This window comes from Pseudomonas sp. CG7 (assembly GCF_023701885.1).
GTDB lineage: Bacteria > Pseudomonadota > Gammaproteobacteria > Pseudomonadales > Pseudomonadaceae > Aquipseudomonas > Aquipseudomonas zanjanensis.
In genome coordinates this window covers 1-20923 of record NZ_JABAEE010000036.1, presented here as the reverse complement: position 1 = coordinate 20923, position 20923 = coordinate 1, and the positions used below count along the sequence as shown (strand labels likewise).

The 20923-nt window shown below is 62.0% G+C and carries 13 protein-coding genes and 1 pseudogene; 12 read left to right on the top strand and 2 right to left on the bottom strand.

What is annotated here, in order from left to right:
• Nucleotides 1–5: 5 nt before the first annotated feature.
• Nucleotides 6–2153 carry a TonB-dependent receptor gene (locus HGO40_RS16105; RefSeq protein ID WP_250963816.1) on the top strand — a complete coding sequence of 716 codons (2148 nt, stop codon included), beginning with the start codon at nt 6–8 and terminating at the stop codon, nt 2151–2153.
• 24 nt (nt 2154–2177) lie between these two features.
• Here HGO40_RS16105 and HGO40_RS16100 read toward each other — a convergent pair whose 3' ends face one another.
• Nucleotides 2178–4148 carry a TonB-dependent receptor gene (locus HGO40_RS16100; protein WP_250963815.1) on the bottom strand — a complete coding sequence of 657 codons (1971 nt, stop codon included), beginning with the start codon at nt 4146–4148 and terminating at the stop codon, nt 2178–2180.
• Between the two features lie 312 nt (nt 4149–4460).
• On the opposite strand from HGO40_RS16100, the gene HGO40_RS16095 reads away from it, so the two are divergent.
• A complete protein-coding gene (locus HGO40_RS16095) occupies nt 4461–5438 on the top strand; it encodes a helix-turn-helix transcriptional regulator (protein WP_250963814.1) in 978 nt (325 codons plus the stop codon).
• Here HGO40_RS16095 and HGO40_RS16090 read toward each other — a convergent pair.
• Entirely contained in the window at nt 5427–6905 is a 1479-nt protein-coding gene (locus HGO40_RS16090; RefSeq protein WP_250963813.1) for an aldehyde dehydrogenase family protein, read from the bottom strand. The genes HGO40_RS16095 and HGO40_RS16090 overlap by 12 nt on opposite strands.
• A 798-nt stretch (nt 6906–7703) precedes the next feature.
• On the opposite strand from HGO40_RS16090, the gene HGO40_RS16085 reads away from it, so the two are divergent.
• The 10 genes and pseudogenes from HGO40_RS16085 (at nt 7704) to HGO40_RS16040 (ending at nt 20678) form a co-directional block, all read left to right on the top strand.
• On the top strand, nt 7704–9029 hold the full coding sequence (locus HGO40_RS16085) for an NAD(P)/FAD-dependent oxidoreductase (protein WP_250963812.1): 1326 nt from the start codon (nt 7704–7706) through the stop codon (nt 9027–9029).
• Nucleotides 9030–9399: 370 nt separating this feature from the next.
• A complete protein-coding gene (locus tag HGO40_RS16080; protein WP_250963811.1) occupies nt 9400–10068 on the top strand; it encodes a haloacid dehalogenase type II in 669 nt (222 codons plus the stop codon).
• Between the two features lie 36 nt (nt 10069–10104).
• Complete coding sequence (locus HGO40_RS16075; protein WP_250963810.1) at nt 10105–11379, top strand: NAD(P)/FAD-dependent oxidoreductase; 1275 nt, start codon at nt 10105–10107, stop codon at nt 11377–11379.
• An 83-nt stretch (nt 11380–11462) separates the two neighbouring features.
• A pseudogene (locus tag HGO40_RS16070) lies at nt 11463–13109 on the top strand (ABC transporter substrate-binding protein).
• Between the two features lie 40 nt (nt 13110–13149).
• Nucleotides 13150–14106: an ABC transporter permease gene (locus HGO40_RS16065; protein WP_186728398.1), complete on the top strand. Its 957-nt coding sequence runs from the start codon at nt 13150–13152 to the stop codon at nt 14104–14106.
• Nucleotides 14103–14978: an ABC transporter permease gene (locus HGO40_RS16060; protein ID WP_250963809.1), complete on the top strand. Its 876-nt coding sequence runs from the start codon at nt 14103–14105 to the stop codon at nt 14976–14978. The genes HGO40_RS16065 and HGO40_RS16060 overlap by 4 nt, the downstream gene beginning before the upstream one ends.
• Before the next feature lies 1 nt (nt 14979).
• Nucleotides 14980–16821, top strand: a complete 1842-nt coding sequence (locus HGO40_RS16055; RefSeq protein WP_250963808.1) for an ABC transporter ATP-binding protein — start codon at nt 14980–14982, stop codon at nt 16819–16821.
• On the top strand, nt 16818–17975 hold the full coding sequence (gene argE / locus HGO40_RS16050; protein ID WP_250963807.1) for an acetylornithine deacetylase: 1158 nt from the start codon (nt 16818–16820) through the stop codon (nt 17973–17975). Before HGO40_RS16055 ends, argE begins: the two co-directional genes overlap by 4 nt.
• 131 nt (nt 17976–18106) lie before the next feature.
• Complete coding sequence (locus HGO40_RS16045) at nt 18107–19564, top strand: NAD-dependent succinate-semialdehyde dehydrogenase (protein WP_250963806.1); 1458 nt, start codon at nt 18107–18109, stop codon at nt 19562–19564.
• 34 nt (nt 19565–19598) lie between these two features.
• Entirely contained in the window at nt 19599–20678 is a 1080-nt protein-coding gene (locus HGO40_RS16040) for a tartrate dehydrogenase (RefSeq protein ID WP_250963805.1), read from the top strand.
• Nucleotides 20679–20923: the final 245 nt, after the last annotated feature.

Genomic DNA, 20923 nt, shown 5'->3' with positions numbered 1-20923 from the left:
GTTCCATGTCAGCACCGCTGTCGATCAAACCGCTGCGCCGTCCCCTCGGCTGGCGGGAGAATGTCTTGACCCAAACCCTGGCACTGGCCTTGTCCAGCCAGATGTGCGCGGCCTATGCCGCTGATTATCAACCTGTCGCCAGCACGGAGGTGATCGAGCTGGCTCCGTTGATGGTCAGCGCTCGGTTGAACGAAGAAAGTGCCAAGGACATTCCCTTCGGGCTTACCGTGATCGACGGGCAAACCCTCGAAACCCGGCGCTTGCGCACCCTGGAAGACGCCTTGCGCACCACACCGGGGGTGGATGTGAATTCCTGGGGCGGCGCTAACGACGCCAATGTGCGCATCCGCGGTGTCGGTTCGCTGAACCAGATGAGCATGGACGATGGCTCGGTGGTGCTGAATGTGGACGGGGTGCCGATGTCGGTGCGCAACGCGGCGATGGCCACCCTCGACGTGGAGCAGGTGGAAGTGCTCAAGGGCCCTCAGGGCACGTTGTTGGGACGGAACAGCGAGGCGGGCGCGATCAACGTCACCACGCGCAAGCCGACCCGCGAACGGGAAGGTTATGTGCGCGGCGAAGTCGGCAGCCAGGGCAAGTTCATGACCGAAGGCGCCGTGGGCGGGCCATTGACCGAGTCCCTGGCGGGGCGCGTTGCCGTGCGCCGCAGTGGCTTCGACAACTGGGTCGACGACCAGCAGGATGGCGATCCGTTGACCCAGCCACGCGACCTGGCCCTGCGCGGCAGCCTGCTGTGGGACAACGACCAAGGCACGACCGGCCTGCTGACCGCCGAGCGCCAGCGCGCCGAACACTATGCCGGCCTGGAGATGCTGCGCCCCTTTGGCAACCGTCCCAGCCTGGACTACACGCCCGGCACGTTCGATGGCAACCAGAAGACCAACGAGCGTTATTCCTTCGAACTCAACCATGACCTGGCGCAGTCGCGGATCACCTCGATCAGCGCCTACACCAGCACCGATCTCAATGCGGTCAAAGGTTACGACCGCAACATCACCGAGGCGCTGTACGGCTCACCGTTCGAATACCTGATCGAGGATTCTGCCAAAGAGCGCGTGTGGAGCCAGGACCTGCGCTTGGGGTCGCTGGCCGATGCCGATGTGTTCTGGGTGACCGGGGTGAACCTGTCACGCTCCGAGCGCAGTTTCGATTCCGACAACTTCACCAACGGCGCACAACAGAGGCGCGATTTCAGCACCAACAGTTATGCCGCCTACGGCGAGGTGACGTACCCGATTGCCGAAGACTGGAAACTCACCACCGGCCTGCGCCACACCTGGGACCGCAAGACCTATGGGGGCGACTATTCCAGCGGCGGCAATACCGTTGACGACAACCGTCGGTTGCAGGACAGCTACAGCACCGGGCGCGTGGCGCTGAGCTACACACTGACGCCGCAGACGAACCTGTACGCGGTACTGTCGCGAGGCTATAAATCCGCCGGTTTCAACGATTACGCCACCTCGGTCAAGGACAGCGAACCCTACAAGGCCGCCAAGGTGAACGCTGTCGAAGACGGCTTCACGCACGAAAGCGCCGAGGGAGCCTTGAGTCTCGAGGGGGCGTTGTTCCTGACCCGCGTGCAGGACGATCACCTGTTGGGGTATGACTTCAACACCCTGGCGGTCAGCGCCGTGAATGCCGACACCCGCAGCAAGGGCGCCGAGCTGTCGAGCACCTGGCATGTCACGGATGAGCTGACAGTGGGCAGCGCCATCAGCTACACCAACGCGGTGGTGACCTCCGATGCGCCGGGGGTGTCTGGCGGCGATGTCGCGGCGGGAAGTCGCGTGCCGGATGTGCCGCTGTGGAGCGGAAACTTCAGCGTCGCCTGGCAGAAAGAGCTGGGCGCGTTCCTGGGCTTGCCGGCGCCGCGCCTGAATACGTTGCTCAACTATCGCGTGCAGAAAAATCGCCCGGCCGACCCGCAGAATCACTACGACCTCAAGGGCTACGCCAAGCTGGACCTGCACCTGGGCCTGGAAAGTGGTGGTTCGGAAGTCTACCTGTGGGGCGATAACCTGCTCGATGCGCGCTATGACTTGTATGGTTCGTATTCCACCGATCAGGTGCTGACCGGCATGCCGGGCCGAGGACGCTCGGCCGGCGTGGGGTACAGCTATTCGTTCTGAGTGCCCCTTGAGTCAAAGGGCAGGTTAGAACTGATAGGTGTAGCCGACCCCCAAGGTGCGCCGCCGTGCCGGCGCACCGTAGGCCACCGGGTCGCTGTAGAAACCATAGGTGTCGTAGGTTTGGTTCAGCAGGTTGTCGGCGAAGACATAGACTTCGCCGAAGCGGCTTTCCAGGCCTGCGCGCAGGTCGAGTTTCTCGTAGTTGTCCAGGTTGAAATGGTTCTGCGGATCGGCGGCGCGTTCGCCCACCAGGCGGTAATTGAGGCTGGTGTTCAGGGTGGTTTCGCCCAGGCTGGCGAAGGTGCCCAACGGGTGCTGCCAACTGATGTTGAAGTTGCCGCTCCAGCGCGGCACATCCGGGGTACGGTTGCCGGCGGCGATGTCGCCGGCCTGGATGCCGTGGACGGCGCTGGTGATCTTGGCGTCGAGGTAAGTGGCGCTGGCGGCCAGGGTCAGGCCGTGGTCGAAATGCCAGGTGCCTTCCAGTTCGGCGCCGCGGGTGCGGGTATCGGCATTGAACGCATTGGTCGCGAAGGTGGCCGCGTTGTAGCCCAGCAGGTGGTCATCGTGTACGCGGGTGTAGAACAGCGCACCGTTCAAGCTGCCACGGCGGCCTTCTGTTTCACTTTTGAAGCCGAGTTCGGCGGCTCTGCTGACGGCGGCCTTGTAGGGCTCGCTGTCGCTGACCTGCGACGCATAGTCATTGAATCCCCCGGATTTATAACCTCGCGCCAGTTGCACGTAGACGTTGGTTTGCGGGGTGAGCGCGTAGCTCAGGGCCACGCGGCCGGTGCCGTAATGGTCGGTCAGCTTGCGTGAATCATCCACGGCGCTGGCACCATTGATGTATTGGCCATCGTAGGTCTTGCGATCCCAGGAATGGCGATAGCCCGTGGTGAGTTTGAGGCGCTCGCTGAGCGGGAAGGTGACTTCGCCGTAGCCGGCATAGGTGGTGGTGGTGAAATCGCGGAACCTGGCGCTGTCAGTGCCATAGGTGTTGCGCGGGGTGTCGTAGCTGCGCTCGTTGCGGCTGGCGGCAAGGCCGGCGATCCAGAATGTCTCGGAATCGGGCAGCGAGCTCAAATGCAGGTCTTGGCTCCAACTGCGCTCGAAGGATGTGTCCACCACCCAATACTCGCTGGGCGTGCCGTACAGGGCGCCCATCAGCTTGCTGTCATAGGCGATCAAACCTTCGAAGTCGGCGGTGGAGGTGGCGGTCGTAGAGGTCAGGCGACTGTTGGCGAATTCATGATCGACCTTGACCGTATAGCGTTCGGTGGTCTTGTAGTTGTCGTCGAACAGGCCGGGCGTCAGGTCCAGGCTGGGGTCGCTGCCGTAGGGGCGCAGCACCAGCGAGTTGGTGGCGCGCTCGGTTTTCTGGCGTTCGGCACTGAACAGCACCTGGGTCTCATCGTTGAGCTCCCAGAGCAGGCTGGCGCGATAAGCCTCGTTGCGCGGCTGGGTGATGGGATCGTTGTTCCGGTCATTGTCGATCCAGCTGTCATAGCCGGCACGGCGCACCGCCAGGCGGCCGCTGAGGTTGTCGCTGATCGGCCCGCCTATGGCCCCTTCGCTGAGGAACTGGCCCTCCTGGCCGACTTCGCCACGCACATAGCCCTCCAGTTCACGGGTTGGCTGGCGGGTGGTGATGTTCACCGCACCCGCCTGGCCAATCGCACCGGACATCGTGCCCTGGGGCCCCTTGAGCACTTCGATGCGGTCGATATCCAGGGTGCCGAAGCCGAGGCTGCGGGAGGCGACTGGCACACCGTCGATGTTGAAGGCCACTGAGCTGTCATCCATCGACATCTGGTACAGCGAGCCGACGCCACGGATCAGCACGTTGAAGTCATTGGGGCCGCCGGATGAATTGACATTGACCCCGGAGGTATTGCGCAGGGCGCTTTCCAGCGTGTCGAGGCGCTGGGTACGCAGTTGCTCGCCACTGATCACGCTAAGGCTGATGGGCAGGCTCTTGGGGTCTTCCTGCTCCATGCGCGCAGTCACCGTCGAAACGGGCAATTCAAGGATTTCGCCGGTGGCGGCAAGGACTGGACTGGCCAGTGTGCAAGTTAAAACTATTGTTATAGTATTACACTTATAGCAAGATCGAGGGGGCGTCGTCGTGTTGCGTCGTGCAGACATAATGGGGCCTTGACTGAGGGTTTTGAGCGGTGCGCGTTAGCGTCGGCAGTCACGAATAAGCGCAGCGTGTGCGACGCGCCAGATGCTAATAATTATCAATTGCACAACTCTACCCCGATGTGATCTGATTCGAGCCGTATCCGGTCAACCAGGAGATTCACGATGTCAGTCGTTCAAGGAGGCGCAGGAGAGCCGATGCCGGTCTCGCGAATCATTACGGGGGAATATGGAAGCGACCTCGGACCCGGGGCGCATTGTCGGGTGACGCGCATGGCCCTGCAGGACGGACTCGACATCGTGCGCTGGCAAAGCAAGTTCGAGCAGCCAATCGAATTGCCCCTGCAGGATGACAGCGACTGCATTCATTTCAGCTTTACCAACTTGCTCAAGGGCAAGGCCGCCTGCAGTTTCCGTGACGGTCGTCGGCAGCGCCGCTATGTGATTGACGAAGGCGCGGGTTGCATCAGCTACGGCCGTCGTCGCGATGGCCTCTACCACCAGCATGGCGAGATCGACAACATCACGGTCATGATCCGGCCCGAGGTGCTGTCACAGTGGGAGTTGAAACTCGACCCGCTGCTGAACAAGGCACTGGCCTGCGATCATTGTTTCCTTGACGGTCACCGCAGTGGCGAAATGAGCGCGACCGCGCATCTGTTGTGCAAGGCCATGGACCCGAGCCCAGACTTGCCGATGGGCCAGCCCCGAAGCGGCCTCTGGCTGTATGGCCAGAGCGTGACCCTGGTCAGCCTGTTCCTGGAAGCACGTCGTAACGTGGAATGCACCTGCCGTGTCAGCCACATCGACCGCCAACGCCTGTTGCGTGCGCGCGAACGCCTGCTGGCCGACCTGGGCAAGGCACCCAGCTTATCGGAGCTGGCGCGCGAGTCGGGCATGAGCCAGCCCAAGCTCACCCGCGGGTTCCGCCAGCTGTTCTTCAACAGTGTCTACGGCGTCTTCCAGCAAGCGCGGATGATCCAGGCCCGTAGCCGCTTGTTGAACGGCGATGAGTCGGTGATGCGAATCGCGTCGGACCTCGGCTATGCCAATGCCAGCCATTTCGCCACCGCTTTTCGCAAGCAATTCGGGATCAACCCTTCGCTCCTCAAGCATGGCGGAAGAAACAAGCTATCGATCTAGGTCAGGGCCACCAAAGCCAATGATCGCCTTGGTTTCCAGATATTCCTCAAGGCCGAAGACGCCGTACTCACGACCATTGCCCGAACGCTTGTAGCCACCGAATGGCGCCATGGGATCCCAGGCCGGGTAGTTCAGGAGCACTTGCCCCGCGCGGATACGAGAAGCCACCGCGCGCGCCAGATCAAGGTCCTGTGACTGTACATGAGCACCCAGGCCATAGATCGTATCGTTGGCGATAGCGACTGCCTCATCGATGGTTTCGTAGGCAATGATGCACAGCACCGGCCCGAAGATTTCTTCCTGGGCGATCCGCATGGCGTTATCCACCTCGGAGAAAACCGTCGGGCGGGTGTAGAAACCCTTTTCCAGACCCGGCACGCGCCCCAAGCCGCCGCACAACAGTTTGGCGCCCTCATGCAGGCCGGCCTCGATCATGGCTTGCACGCGATTGAACTGGGCTTCATTGGCGATGGGGCCGAGTACCGTTTCCGGTGATTGCGGATCGCCGACGATGATCGCGTTGGCGGTGGCGGCCGCCAGCGCTTCGACCTCCGCCAGCCGGGCCTTGGGTACGATCATCCGGGTGGGGGCGCTGCACGATTGCCCGACGTTGCGAAACGCCGCCATGACGCCCAGTGGGACGGCTTTGGCAAAGTCGGCATCGGGCAGCAGGATATTCGGGGATTTGCCGCCCAATTCCTGCCCGACCCGCTTCGCCGTCGGCGCGGCCGCCTGGGCCACCCGCGCACCTGCGCGGTTCGAGCCGGTAATGGAAAGCATGGCGACACTCGGGGGTGCGGCCATCGCCGCGCCGACCACATGGCCGCTGCCGTTCACCAGGTTGAAGACGCCCGGTGGAAGGCCCGCGTCATGGACCACCTGCGCGAACAATAGAGCGCTGAGCGGCGACAGTTCACTGGGCTTGAGCACCACCGTACAACCGGCCGCCAGCGCCGCGGCGACTTTTGCGGTGATCTGATAAAGCGGCCAGTTCCACGGCGTGATGAGGCCGCAGACGCCGATAGGTTCGCGTTGGATCGCGGTGCCGTTCTCGACGGCCTGGAAACGATACGTGGCCAGCAAGTCGCGGGCGACCCGAACGTGTTCGGCCGCCAGGGGCACTTGCATCGCCCGTGCAGAACCGATGGCGGCGCCCATCTCCAGGGAGATCGCCTGGGCAAACGCCTCTTTGCGCTCGAGGATAAGCTCATGGATCTTGTCCAGCACCCGCGCACGCACCGCTGTGGAAGTGACAGACCAATCGGCAAACGCGGCACGCGCCGCCGCGACCGCCCGATCGACATCCTCGGCAGACCCGCTGGCGACCTGTGCAACGATTTCCTCGGTTGCCGGATTGACCACCGGCAGACTGGCCGGGCTGACCGGCGCCGACCAACCGCCATTGATGTAGAACAGATGGGCGGTTTGCGGATCAACGCTGTAGCGATTTGAAGATTGGGTAGTCATCCAGGCGGTCCTTTAAAGCAGCATGTCGAGTCTGCTTAATAAGCTAACAAAGCAGCCCGGAGAAAATATGCCGTTCTTCAAGGGCGCAAAGGAGAATCTGCCGTATCTGCCTGTTTAACTGGTCATTAGCGTGTGGCGAGGGAGCTTGCCCCCGCCTGATCGTCACTTTGGAAGAGGCATGAAAGGGTGAGCAGCGAAGTCCACCGCGAGGCGGGCTGATAGCCAACCTGGTTCTTGGTGGGACCGCGTTCCTCCTGTGGGAGCGAGCCTGCTCGCGAAGGCGGTGTGTCAGTTTGCGGTGATGTTGGAGGTGCCGGCCTCTTCGCGAGCAAGCTCGCTCCCACAGGGGGTCTGTGTTGGATATAAATTCTGGGGCCACTGAAGACCGAATGTGGGAGCGAGCTTGCTCGCGATAGCGGTGGTTCAGTCAATGAAGATGTTGGATATTCTTCCAAAAGTGACCCGCCGTCAGGGCGGAACCCTAAGTGGCCGTTACCGCAGCAACGGATATACACACGCAACCACGTCTCCAAAGGAACAAATCCAAAAGCCTCCCCGCAAAGTCTGCTGAACACATCCCGCAAAACGGTGCTTTGTACCAGCCGACCTATACTTTTAACCGTTTATGCACGGTTTCTTGGTGTTGTAATAAACACCAGATTCAGCATGGCACTGATGCTTCCAGAACGGAGTAGCGGCTTGCCCTGGTCATACATCCTCAGTACAAGCCCGATGCACCCGACCGGCTGAAGAAGATGCTTTTTTAAACGCCCCCGGCCCTCAATGGACATCCTGAAAATGCCAGCACCGTTAATCTCCGTAGAGACGCATTCTGAACTTCCGATACACGCTGACGTTGTCGTGATCGGCGGCGGCATTATCGGGACCTTCACGGCCTATTACCTGGCCAAGCGCGGCATGAAGGTCGCACTGGTGGAAAAAGGCCGCGTAGGGGCAGAGCAATCGAGTCGCAACTGGGGCTGGTGCCGCCAGCAGAACCGAGACGCCCGCGAGTTGCCGCTGTCGACCAAGAGCCTGGATCTGTGGGAGCAGTTCGCCGCAGAGACTGGGGAAGACACCGGATTCAGGAGATGTGGCCTGCTCTATCTGAGCAACAACGAGAAAGAGCTGGCCGGTTGGGCAAAATGGGGTGAGTTCGCCCGTACCGTCAATGTGGAAACCCATATGCTGACGGCGGAGCAGGCCGCCGAACAGGGTCGGGTGACCGGCAAGCCATGGAAAGGCGGGGTCTTTTCACCAACCGACGGTACAGCAGACCCATCCCGTGCCGCGCCGGCGGTGGCGCGGGCCATCATCAAGCTGGGCGGCACCGTGCACCAGGGCTGCGCCGCACGTGGCCTCGAGACAGAAGGCGGTCGGTTGTCGGCCGTCGTCACCGAGAAGGGCACCATTCGCACCCAGCTCGCGGTGCTCGCCGGTGGCGCCTGGGCCTCCTCTTTCTGCCGGCAGTACGGCATTCGCTTTCCCCAGGCGTCCATTCGTCAAACGATCCTGTCGGTGTCCAAGGGCGCCAAAGAAATACCGGATGCGCTCCATACGGATGAAATCTCCATGACCCGTCGCGCCGATGGCGGGATGACGTTGGCCATCAGCGGCAGAGGGCGCGTCGACCCGACCTTGCAACTGCTGCGGTTCGCCCCGCAGTTCCTGCCAATGTTTCAGCGCAGGTGGCGCAAGCTGGCTCCCGGTGGCCTGGAGGGTTTCCAGTCGGGACACGAAGGCTTGGGCCGCTGGCGGCTGGACCAGCCAACGCCGATGGAGCGCATGCGAATCCTGGATCCGAAAGCAGACGCCTCGACGGTTGAGTTGACTTACAAGCGCGCGGTAGACCTGATCCCGGCGCTGAAGGCGTCGTCGGTCACCGCAGCCTGGGCAGGTTATGTGGACAGCACGCCGGACGGCGTCCCCGGCATCGGCGAGATGGCCAGCCTACCTGGCCTGGTGCTGGCGGCGGGGTTCAGTGGTCATGGCTTCGGCATCGGCCCGGGGGCGGGCCACTTGATCGCCGACATCATCTGTGACATGACCCCACTGGTCGATCCGCGGCCTTATCACCCGGACCGTTTCCAATCTTCGTCCTGGGGCAAGGTGGCGGAGTTCTGAGCAAAGGATCTCCAAGCCACGACACCATGAACGGGCGCCTCCTGAAAGGGATGCGCCCGTTCTCGTTCTTGCAGGGGCAGTGCGGGCGTAGATTCTGCCGCACACAGCGGTTCACGTGTTTTTTTGCGCACCATTTGCGCCCGTAAATCCCTTGAAAACGGCGCAAATGCCCGCGCTTGGCGCATCCCGCACAGTCTGCTGAGCAGGCCCCGAAAAACGGTGGTTTGTGCCAAGCGACCTATACTTTTAACGGTTTATGCACGGTCTCATGATGCTGTAATAAATCCGTGATGCAGCGTTGCACCCAGGCTTCCAGAACGGCGCAACTGCTTGCCCCTCATGACCTCAACCATCACTCAGGACTGCACTCATGAGCTTCCTTCGCCCCAAGTTCATTACCTTTGACTGCTACGGCACGTTGACCAACTTCCAGATGGGCACCATGACGCGCGAGCTGTTCGCCGATCGGGTCCCTGCCGAGCAGATGGACCAGTTCGTCAAGGATTTCTCGGCCTATCGCCTGGACCAGGTGATGGGTGACTGGCGGCCATATGATGAAATCCTCAAGACTGCCTTGTCCCGTGTCTGCAAACGCTGGGGCGTCGAATACAAAGGCGAAGGCCAGCTCTACTACGATGCCGTACCGACCTGGGGCCCCCATGCTGATGTACCGGCAGGCCTGTCGAAAATCGCCGACAAGATCCCCCTGGTGATTTTCTCCAACGCGATGGACGAGCAGATCATGTCCAACGTCGACAAGCTCGGCGCGCCTTTCCATAAAGTCTTCACGGCTCAACAAGCCCAAGCCTACAAGCCGCGCCTGGCCGCCTTCGAGTTCATGCTCGATAACCTCGGCTGCGGGCCGGAAGATGTGCTGCACGTGTCCTCGAGCTTCCGTTATGACCTGATGCCAGCCGACGACATGAAGATCAAAAACAAAGCGTTCGTGGCTCGCGGTCATGAACTGCCTGGGAACGTGGGCTACAGCTACCACCAGATCCCGGACATCGGCGGATTGGCCGGTCTGGTCGGTCTCTGAGTCTCTTGGCACTCTTCAAGGCATAAGGGGTTAGACATGGGCAGTGAGTCTTACTGGCTCGATACCGCACCGGCATTCACCGGTGCCCAGCTCGGTGCGTTGCCCGGGCAGGTCGATGTGGCCATCGTCGGGGGTGGTTTCACTGGCCTGGCCGCGGCCCGGGCCCTGGCCTTGAAGGGCGCCAATGTGGCGGTGCTGGAAGGCGGGCGGGTCATTGGCGAAGCCTCGGGGCGCAATGGCGGCCAATGTAATACCGGCGTTGCCCAGGACTACGCGGCACTGAGCGCCAGTCTCGGCGCCGATAAAGCACGCGCCTATTACCAGGCCTATGAAAGCGCCGTGCAAAGCGTTGTCTCGCTGGTGGAGCAGGAGCAAATTGCCTGCGACCTCAAGCGCAATGGCAAGCTCAAGCTGGCGGCCAAGCCGCTGCATTACGAAGGCTTGGCGCGCACCTGCGAATTGATCCGGCGGGAGGTCGATACCGAGGTCGAGTTGCTGTCTGCCCAGGAGACCCGCGCTGAAGTCAATTCGGCCCAGTTCCACGGTGGCTTACTGCAACGCAACGGCGTGCAGATGCATGCCGGGCGCGACGGGGGCGGGTTGGCCGAAGCCGCAGCCCGTCACGGCGCGTTGAGCTTCCAGGGCGTGTCCGTCACGGACTGGAAAGCCAGCGCCGGTGGCTATCGGGTCAATACCACCAAGGGTTCGCTCCACGCCACGCAGGTCCTGCTGGCCACTGGCACCTCCCAGCAGGGTGGATTGGGCTGGTATCGGCGGCGGATCGTGCCCGTGGGCTGTTTCGTAATCGCCACCGAGGTGTTGCCCCAGGCGCTGATCGACAACTTGCTGCCGGCCCATCGCTCCTATGTCACCAGCCGCATGATCGGCAACTACTTTCGCCTGACACCGGACAACCGCCTGCTGTTTGGCGGGCGTGCGCGGTTCGCCATGTCTGACAGCGAGTCGGATGCCAAGAGCGGCAAAGTCCTGCATGCGGCGATGGTGCAGATGTTCCCGCAGTTGGCTCCCGTGAAGGTCGATTATTGCTGGGGGGGACTGGTGGACATGACGTCCGACCGACTGCCCCGGGCCGGCCAGCACGGTGGCATCTATCACTCCATGGGCTACAGCGGCCATGGCGTGCAGATGTCGGTGCACATGGGCCAGGTCATGGCCGACGTCATGGCCGGCAAGGTCGAGGCCAACCCTTGGCGCGAGCTCGATTGGCCAGCCATCCCCGGACATTTTGGCAAGCCTTGGTTCCTGCCCCTGGTCGGTGCGTATTACCGCCTTCAAGACTATTTGCATTGAGTTGCGGGGGACGCTTCACGTTTCAACACATTGCGTTAATCGCGAGCCATCGAGCCTTATCACTTCCGAAAGGTAGAACTGACATGACTGACAAGAAAAACAGTATCGACACCCAGCTGATAACAGGTACGGAAAGTCTGCGCATCTTCGAAGGGCTCAATCGCGGCATGTCGCGCCGCAATGCTTTGCAAATGCTCGGATTGGCCGGGGTGACGGTGGCGGGCGCGGGTAGCCTGTTCGGCGCCGCCGGCAAGTTGTTCGCCGATGAGCAGGCCGCAACCCCTGGCAAAGGCAAGCCTGGCGGTCGCATCCGTGTCGCAGGCTCGACCAGTTCCACCGCCGACACCTTGGACCCGGCCAAAGGTTCGTCGTCCACCGACTATGTGCGCCATTACATGTTCTATAACGGGCTGACGCGTTTCGACAGCCACATGGTGCCGCAACTGGAACTGGCCGAGCGTATCGAAACCACCGACGCCACGCTCTGGGTGATCAGCCTGCGCAAGGAAGTGACCTTCCACAATGGCAAGGCACTGACCGCCGCCGACGTGGTGTTTTCGTTGTTGCGGCACAAGGACCCGATCACCGGCTCCAAGGTCTTGCCGCTGGCGTCGCAGATCGCCGACGTCAAAGCCGTCGGCACCCATGAAGTGCAGATACAGTTGACCGGCCCCAACGCTGAATTGCCGTCGGTGCTTGCCGTTTCTCACATGCTGATCGTTCCCGAAGGCACCAGCGATTTCAGCCAGGGCGTCGGTACCGGTCCGTTCAAGGTCTAGGAGTTCAAGCCTGGGGTGCGTTCCATTGGCGTTCGCAATACCAATTACTGGAAACCCGGCTTGCCGTACCTGGACGAAATCGAATTCATCGGCATCGCCGACGAATCGTCGCGGATCAACGCCCTGTTGTCGGGGGACGTGCACATCGTCAACGAGGTCAACCCGCGTTCGACCACTCGCATCAAGGCCAGCGCCAAGCACCAGGTCATCGACTCACCGTCGGGCAACTACACTGACTTGATCATTCGTCAGGACCAGATGCCTGGCAAAAGCCCGGAATTCACCCAGGCCATGAAGCTGCTGCTGGATCGGGAACAGATCAAGTCGGCGATCTTCCGGGGGTACGCCAGGGTCGGCAACGACCATCCGATCGCCCCCGGCGCACGCTTCTACAACGCCGAGTTGCCACAACGGGCCTACGATCCGGAACAGGCCAAGTTCCTGCTCAAGAAGGCCGGCATGGCAGACATCAGCATGCCGCTGATGTGCTCGCCAGCGGCGACCGGCTCGGTGGACGTCGCGGTGTTGCTGCAGCAGTCCGCCAAAGAGGCCGGGCTCAAGCTCAACGTCAACCGCCTGCCGAGCGATGGCTATTGGTCCAACCACTGGGCCAAGCACCCGCTGAGCTGTGGCAACATCAACCCACGGCCGAATGCCGACATGCTGTTCTCGCAGTTCTTCCAGTCGAGTGCGCCGTGGAATGAGTCCGGCTGGAAAAACGAACAGTTCGACCAGCTGTTGATCCAGGCCCGCGGTGAAACCGACGAGGCCAAGCGCGGCAAGATGTACGGCGACATGCAAGTGCTGGTGCATGAGCACTGTGGTATTGGCGTCCCGGTGTTCATCAGCAACATCGACGGTGCCGATCAGCGAGTCAAGGGCTACGGCGCCAACCCCCTGGGCGGTTTCATGGGCTACATGTTTGCCGAGCAAGTCTGGCTGGACGCTTGATGAACGTCGGGTTTTGGCCATATTGCATGAGGGTCGGATGATGAACAGCAACACACTCTGGTTGATTGGCCGCCGCCTGGGGGCGGCGGTCGTGACCTTGTTGATTGTCTCCATGGTGGTATTCGCCATCACGGCGGTACTGCCGGGAGACGCGGCGCAACAGGCGCTGGGGCAGTTCGCCACGCCAGAACAAGTGGCGGCCCTGCGGACGAAAATGGGTTTGGACCAGCCCGGTGTGTTGCGTTATCTGCACTGGCTGACGAGCCTGCTCAGCGGTGACCTGGGCATGTCGATGTCCAACGCCATGCCGGTCATCGATCTGATGGCCGGCCGGGTCCCCAACACGTTGATGCTGGCGGCTGCCACCGCGTTGGTGTCGGTGCCTGTGGCCTTGGCCCTGGGCATCGGCTCGGCTATGGGCCGGGGCGGGCGCATCGACAGCTTCCTGAGTTTCTTCACCTTGACCATGGTGGCGGTGCCGGAATTCCTGGTCGCCACCTTGGCGGTGCTGATCTTCGCGGTGAACCTGGGCTGGTTGTCGGCGCTGTCCTACGCCAGTGACATCACCTCACCCTGGCAATTCATGCGCACCTACGCATTGCCGGTCATGACGCTGTGTTGCGTGATTGTCGCGCAAATGTCGCGCATGACCCGGGCGGCGGTGATCGATCAGCTCGACAGCCCTTACGTGGAAATGGCCCGGCTCAAAGGCGTGAGCAATATCCGCATCGTACTTCGGCATGCCTTGCCCAATGCCATCGGCCCCATCGCCAATGCCATCGCCCTGAGCCTGTCCTACTTGTTGGGCGGGGTGGTGATCGTCGAAACGATCTTCAACTATCCCGGCATCGCCAGCCTGATGGTCGATGCCGTGACCAACCGCGACATGGCCCTGGTCCAGGCCTGCACCATGTTGTTTTGTACGGCGTACCTGGCATTGGTCTTGATTGCCGACCTGTGCGCGATACTGTCCAATCCGAGGCTGAGAAACCAATGAACAATCTCATTGTGAAGTCCCCGACGGCGGCCGTTGCGCTGGGGTTGGGCAAAGATGCCCACGCCAAGTCCTGGCTGGGGCTGGTCGGTGCTGCGATGTGTGTGATCTGGTTGCTGGTGGCCATCTTCGGCCCGTGGCTGGCGCCACATCCGGTGGGGGAGGTGGTCTCCGACAACGTGTTCGACAGCCTCAGCGCAACGTACCCGTTCGGCACCGATTACCTGGGCCGCGACATGCTCAGCCGGATCCTCGTCGGCGCGCGCTTCACCGTCGGCCTGGCGTTGGTGGCCGCGGTGTTGTCCAGCACCCTGGGGACCAGCCTGGCACTGCTGTCGGTGGTGTCGCCGAAATGGCTGGATGAGTTGATCAGTCGCCTGATGGATGCGTTCATTTCGATCCCCAGCAAGATGCTCGCGCTGATCATGGTTTCGGCCTTCGGCTCTTCGGTCACCTTGCTGATCTGCACGGCGGTGTTGAGCTACACCCCCGGCGCGTTCCGCATCGCCCGCAGCATGGCGGTGAATATCGAGGCCCTGGAATACGTGCAAGTGGCCCGTACCCGGGGCGAGCGTCGGCTGTACATCGCCTGCGTGGAAATCCTGCCGAACATCCTCAACCCGGTGTTGGCGGACCTGGGCCTGCGCTTTGGTTTCATCGTGCTGCTGCTCAGTGGCATGAGTTTCCTGGGGCGGGGCGTGCAACCGCCAGATGCCGACCTGGGCTCGCTGGTGCGCGAGAACATCGGTGGGCTCAATCAAGGGGCACCGGCCATCGTGATTCCAGCACTGGCCATCGGCACCCTGACCATCGGCGTGAATCTGTTCATCGACCGGTTGTCGTCGCGACGTAGCCGACGTTCGGGAGGTCATTGAAATGAGCGAGTTGATTCGAGTACAGGACCTGCGCGTGGTCGCCTGTGGCGAGCGTGGTGAGGTGGACATCGTCAAGGGCGTCAGCTTCTCCCTGCAAAAAGGCGAAGTGCTGGCGTTGATCGGCGAGTCCGGTTCCGGCAAGACCACCATCGCCCTGGCGCTGCTCGGTTATGCCCGACGCGGGTGTCGGCTGGCGGGTGGCGTCGTGCAAATCGGCGAGCATGACATGCTGGCGTTGGGCGAAAGCCAGTTGCAGAAGTTGCGCGGCAATCGGGTGTCCTATATCGCCCAAAGCGCCGCCGCGGCGTTCAACCCGGCGAAAAAACTGCTCGATCAAGTGGTGGAGGGCGCGCTGATCCATGACTTGGGTAGCCGGGCCGTGCTTGAGGCCAAGGCCATCGAGTTGTTCCGCGACCTGGCCTTGCCAGACCCTGAGCGCATCGGCCAGCGCTATCCCCACCAGGTGTCCGGCGGACAACTGCAACGGGTGATGGCGGCCATGGCGCTGATCAGCGATCCGTTGCTGGTGGTGCTCGACGAGCCGACCACGGCCCTGGATGTGACGACCCAGATCGATGTGCTGCGAGCCTTCAAACGGGTGGTGCGTGAACGGGGGGCCACGGCCGTCTATGTGTCCCACGACCTCGCGGTGGTGGCGCAGATGGCTGACCAGATCGTCGTGCTCAATGGCGGCGAAATCTTCGAGCACAGCGCCACGGCGCCTTTGCTCAAGGGGCCGGCCCACGAATACACCCGCAGCTTGTTGGCGGCGGCGCGGCCGGACACGACGATCCGCCCACCGAGCGACATCGCCCAGGACACGCCACTGCTGACCATCCAAGGGCTGACCGCCGGCTACGGCAACAAGAATGCCCAGGGCATGCCAGCGATTCGGGTGCTGGAAGACATCGACCTGACGGTTCGCCGAGGCCAGGCCATTGGCGTCATTGGCGAGTCGGGCTCTGGCAAATCGACCCTGGCACGGGTCGTGGCCGGATTGCTGGTGCCGGCCCTTGGCGGGCTGACCTTTGATGGCCAGCCCCTGGGGGGCAGCCTGTCGTCGCGCACCCACGAACAGTTCCGACGCATTCAAATGGTCTTCCAGAATGCCGACACGGCCCTCAACCCGATGCACAGCGTCAGCACGATCCTGAGCCGTCCGCTGAAGATGTACTTCGGCCTCAAGGGCGCGGCGTTGCGCGAGCGTATCGGCGAATTACTGGACCTGGTGCGTTTGCCGCGCACGATGGCGGACCGACGCCCGAACGAACTGTCCGGCGGCCAGAAGCAACGGGTCAACCTGGCCCGGGCCTTGGCGGCCAAGCCGGACCTGATCCTCTGCGACGAAGTGACCTCGGCGCTGGATACCGTGGTCGGCGCGGCGATTCTCGAACTGCTGCGCGACCTGCGCCAGCAACTGGGAGTGTCCTATCTGTTCATCAGCCACGACATCTCCACCGTGCGCGCCTTGTGCGACGACATCGTGGTCATGTACAGCGGACACAAGGTCCAGGCCGGTAGCCGCCAATCCTATGCCGAGGCGCCGTTCCATCCGTATACCGACCTGTTGATTCATTCCGTACCGGAGCTGCGCCAGGGCTGGCTGGAAACCTGCGGGGCAACGACCTGCCAGACGCTGCCGCCCGTTGGCCCGAAAGCCAACGTGCCCGGGCTGTGTACCTTCCTCAGTCGCTGCCCGGTACGGGTAGACGGGCTGTGCAATTGCGTCGCGCCGCAGCGGCGGATGATTGTCGGCGGCAGCGAAATCCTCTGCCATCACGACAGCGCCGAACTGATGAAAACCCAGCAATCGAACAACCTGACCGTGGCGGCGTACGCATGAAACCCCGTGTATTGGAGATTCTCAAGCGGCTGATGGCCTTCGATACCGTCTCTTCGGAATCGAACATGGCCTTGATCGAGTATGTACGCGATCTGCTGCTGACCAAGGGCATCGAGTCGCTGATCGTCCAGGATGAAAGCGGCCAGAAAGCCAATCTGTTTGCCAGCACCGGACCCCGGGACGTGCCGGGGGTCCTCCTGTCCGGTCATACCGACGTGGGGCCGGCGGCGGGGCAGGCCTGGACTGTCCCGGCGTTTGAGGCGACGGTGCGGGACGGGCGGATCTATGGTCGGGGCAGGTGCGACATGAAGGGTTTTATCGCACTGGCCACCGACGCCATGCTCGATGCCAGCGAACAGCCATTGAGCCGGCCATTGCAACTGGCGTTGTCCCATGACGAAGAGATCGGGTGCGTGGGGGTGCGTCGTTTGCTCGATGTGCTGCACCTGGCACCGGTTCGGCCGTTTCTGTGCGTCATCGGCGAGCCGACCAATATGCAGTTCGTGCTCGGGCACAAGGGCAAGGGTTCCTACCGCACCTACTGTCGCGGCCTGGAAGCGCATTCTTCACTCGCACCGCGTTCGGTCAATGCGATTCATGTGGCCTGCGATTTCATCGCCGCGCTGCGCCAGAGCCAGCAGCAGTTGCAAGAGCAGGGGGCACGGGATACCGATTACGACGTGCCCTACAGTACGGTGCATGTTGGCCAGATTGTCGGCGGCAAGGCGCTGAACATCGTGCCCAATCTGTGCACCCTGGATTTCGAGGTGCGTAACCTGCCGGCGGACGACCTGGACGGATTCCTCGAACAGATGCGCGAGCGAGCCGAACTGATCGTGAGCGAAGCCAAGAAGCTTTCCAGCGTGGCCGCCATCGAAATCGAGACCTTGAATGTCTACCCGGGCCTCGACACCCATCCGAGCATCGAAGCGGTGCGTTTCCTGAAAGACTTTGCCGCCCCGGACACCGGCACCGCCAAAGTCTCGTTCGGCACCGAGGGCGGGTTGTTCAAGCAACGTTTGGACGTGCCGGTGGTGGTCTGCGGTCCAGGCTCGATAGAACAGGCGCACAAGCCTGACGAGTTCATCGAGATCAGCCAGCTCGTCGCTGGCGAGCGTTTTCTGCAGGGGCTGTTGGGCTCGATGCGCGTTTGATCGCGTCACGGTAAAGCCTGCCGTCGAAGACTGATTTTCAGCATTCGACGGCTGTAGGACCGGCGTTTTCAGCATCCTCATCCATGGCGACTCAATAGACTGGAGACTGTCTCAGAACAGGACTCCACGCCATGCTCAAGACTCGCCTGAAAGACCCCAGCCTGCTGGTGGAACTCGCTTACATCGACGGTCAGTGGGTCGGTGCCGATAACGCCGCGACCCTGGACGTCATCAACCCGGCCACCGGCGAAGTGCTCGCCCGGGTACCGGCAATACAAGGCAGCGAAACCCGGCGCGCCGTCGAAGCCGCCGACCGTGCCTGGCCGGCCTGGCGTGCACGTCCGGCAGCAGAACGGGCGGCGCTGCTGGATCGTTGGTATCAGGCCATGATCGACAACCTGGACGACCTGGCGTTGATCCTGACCTGCGAACAGGGCAAGCCGCTGACGGAAGCCCAGGGCGAGATTCGCTACGGTGCCAGCTTCGTCAAATGGGTTGCCGAAGAAGCCCGACGGGTCTACGGCGAAACCATCCAGGCCCCCAGCGGTGACCGCCGCTTGCTGACCCTCAAGCAACCGGTCGGCGTTTGCGCCGCGATCACCCCGTGGAACTTCCCCAACGCGATGATCACCCGCAAGTGCGCGCCGGCCTTGGCCGCCGGTTGCACGATCGTGGTCAAACCGTCGGACCTGACCCCACTGTCGGCCTTGGCCCTGGCCGTGCTGGCCGAGCGGGTCGGCATTCCCGCCGGGGTGTTCAATGTCGTCACTGGCATGCCTGTCGGCATCGGTGAAGAGCTGACCGGTAACCCAACGGTGCGCAAGCTGTCCTTCACCGGTTCCACCGCGGTTGGTCGACTGCTGATGCGCCAGAGCTCGGAACATATCAAGCGCTTGAGCCTGGAACTGGGCGGTAACGCGCCATTCATCGTGTTCGACGACGCCGACCTGGAACAGGCGGTGACCGGCATCATGCTCAGCAAATTCCGCAACGCGGGACAGACCTGCGTCTGCGCCAACCGAATCCTGGTGCAGGATGGGATCTACGAGCGCTTCGCCCAGCGCCTGGTGGAGGAGGTGGGCAAGCTCAAGGTCGGCGATGGCCTGCAGGACGGCGTAAACATAGGTCCCCTGATCAATGCGGCGGCGGTCAGTAAGGTCGCTCGACACATCGACGAGGCGTTGAGCCAGGGCGCGCGTCTACTCTGTGGTGAGATCCCCCAGGGCGGCAGCCAGTTCGTCCAGCCGACGGTGCTCGGCGAAACCCATGCCGGGATGCTGCTGGCCAACGAAGAAACCTTCGGCCCAGTGGCACCGCTGCTGCGCTTTCGCACGGAAGAAGAGGCGCTGGCCTCGGCCAACGCAACGCCTTATGGCCTGGCCGCGTATTTCTTCACCCAGGACCTGCGCCGCTCATGGCGGTTCGGCGAGGCGTTGGAGTTTGGCATGATCGGTCTCAATACCGGGCTCATTTCCATGGACGTCGCGCCCTTTGGCGGGATCAAGCAATCCGGCCTGGGGCGTGAAGGCAGCAAGTACGGCCTGGACGAATTCCTTGAAGTCAAAGCCTTCCACATGGGTGGGTTGTGACCCGGTCAGCGTTTGAAGAGAGGAGGCACGGTTGATGAGCAAACCATTCAGAATCGCCGCGATTGCCGGCGACGGCATTGGCAAGGAAGTCTTGCCACAAGGGCTGCGGGTATTGGAGCAGGCCGCGAAGAAATGGCAATTGGATTTGAGCATTGAAGTGCTCGACTGGGCCAACTGCGATTATTACCTGGAACACGGGCAGATGATGCCCGACGACTGGTTCGAGCAGCTCAAGGACTTCGACGCGATTTATTTTGGCGCCGTGGGCTGGCCGGACAAGGTGCCGGATCATATTTCCCTGTGGGGTTCGCTGTTGAAGTTTCGTCGGGACTTCGACCAGTACGTGAATATCCGTCCGGTGCGATTGTTTCCCGGTGTGCCGTGCCCGTTGGCAGGGCGCGAAGCCGGGGACATCGATTTCGTGGTGATTCGCGAAAACACCGAGGGCGAATATTCCTCGATTGGCGGCAAGATGTTCGAAGGCACCGAGCACGAGTTCGTGCTGCAGGAGTCGGTGTTCACCCGCCGTGGCGTGGACCGGATTCTCAAGTTCGCCTTCGACCTGGCTCAGACCCGGCCGCGCAAGCGCCTGACCGCAGCGACCAAGTCCAACGGCATTTCCATCAGCATGCCGTACTGGGACGAACGCACAGCCCTCATGGCGCAGCAGTACCCGGACGTCACCTGGGACAAGCAACACATCGACATCCTGTGTGCGCGCTTCGTGCTTCAGCCTGATCGTTTCGATGTGGTCGTGGCGTCGAACCTGTTCGGCGACATCCTGTCCGACCTCGGGCCGGCCTGCGCTGGCACCATCGGCATCGCCCCCTCGGCCAATCTCGACCCGGAGCGACGTTTTCCTTCGCTGTTTGAACCGGTTCATGGTTCGGCGCCGGATATCTATGGACGGAACATCGCTAATCCGATTGCGATGATTTGGTCTGGGGCCTTGATGCTGGATTTCCTTGGCAATGGCGATGAGCGTTATCGTGCGGCTCATGATGGGATTCTCAGGGCTATCGAGCAGGTTATTGCCGAGGGGCCGATTACGCCTGATCTGGGCGGGCAGGGTTCTACTCAGGAGGTTGGTCAGGCTGTGGCGATGGCGCTTTGATTGGCTTGCCCGCGATGAGGCCGGCAAGTCCAACATCCATGTGACTGAACCACCGCCATCGCGAGCAAGCTCGCTCCCACAAGGGGGCTGCGGTGTACCCGAAATTGGTGTACGCCACCGATCCCTGTGGGAGCCGGGCTTGCCCGCGATGAGGCCGGCAAGTCCGACTGAGGTGGTCAACTTTTTCCGGACACCTCAATCGGTGTTTTCAGGCTGTTTGCCGCTCGTACTGATTGGGCGGCAAA

Excerpts from the sequence above, each read along its gene's own strand:
- HGO40_RS16105 (WP_250963816.1), top strand. The coding sequence starts at position 6 with ATGTCAGCACCGCTGTCGATCAAACCGCTGCGCCGTCCCCTCGGCTGG.
- HGO40_RS16100 (WP_250963815.1), bottom strand. The coding sequence starts at position 4,148 with ATGGAGCAGGAAGACCCCAAGAGCCTGCCCATCAGCCTTAGCGTGATC.
- HGO40_RS16095 (WP_250963814.1), top strand. The coding sequence starts at position 4,461 with ATGTCAGTCGTTCAAGGAGGCGCAGGAGAGCCGATGCCGGTCTCGCGA.
- HGO40_RS16090 (WP_250963813.1), bottom strand. The coding sequence starts at position 6,905 with ATGACTACCCAATCTTCAAATCGCTACAGCGTTGATCCGCAAACCGCC.
- HGO40_RS16085 (WP_250963812.1), top strand. The coding sequence starts at position 7,704 with ATGCCAGCACCGTTAATCTCCGTAGAGACGCATTCTGAACTTCCGATA.
- HGO40_RS16080 (WP_250963811.1), top strand. The coding sequence starts at position 9,400 with ATGAGCTTCCTTCGCCCCAAGTTCATTACCTTTGACTGCTACGGCACG.
- HGO40_RS16075 (WP_250963810.1), top strand. The coding sequence starts at position 10,105 with ATGGGCAGTGAGTCTTACTGGCTCGATACCGCACCGGCATTCACCGGT.
- HGO40_RS16065 (WP_186728398.1), top strand. The coding sequence starts at position 13,150 with ATGAACAGCAACACACTCTGGTTGATTGGCCGCCGCCTGGGGGCGGCG.
- HGO40_RS16060 (WP_250963809.1), top strand. The coding sequence starts at position 14,103 with ATGAACAATCTCATTGTGAAGTCCCCGACGGCGGCCGTTGCGCTGGGG.
- HGO40_RS16055 (WP_250963808.1), top strand. The coding sequence starts at position 14,980 with ATGAGCGAGTTGATTCGAGTACAGGACCTGCGCGTGGTCGCCTGTGGC.
- argE (WP_250963807.1), top strand. The coding sequence starts at position 16,818 with ATGAAACCCCGTGTATTGGAGATTCTCAAGCGGCTGATGGCCTTCGAT.
- HGO40_RS16045 (WP_250963806.1), top strand. The coding sequence starts at position 18,107 with ATGCTCAAGACTCGCCTGAAAGACCCCAGCCTGCTGGTGGAACTCGCT.
- HGO40_RS16040 (WP_250963805.1), top strand. The coding sequence starts at position 19,599 with ATGAGCAAACCATTCAGAATCGCCGCGATTGCCGGCGACGGCATTGGC.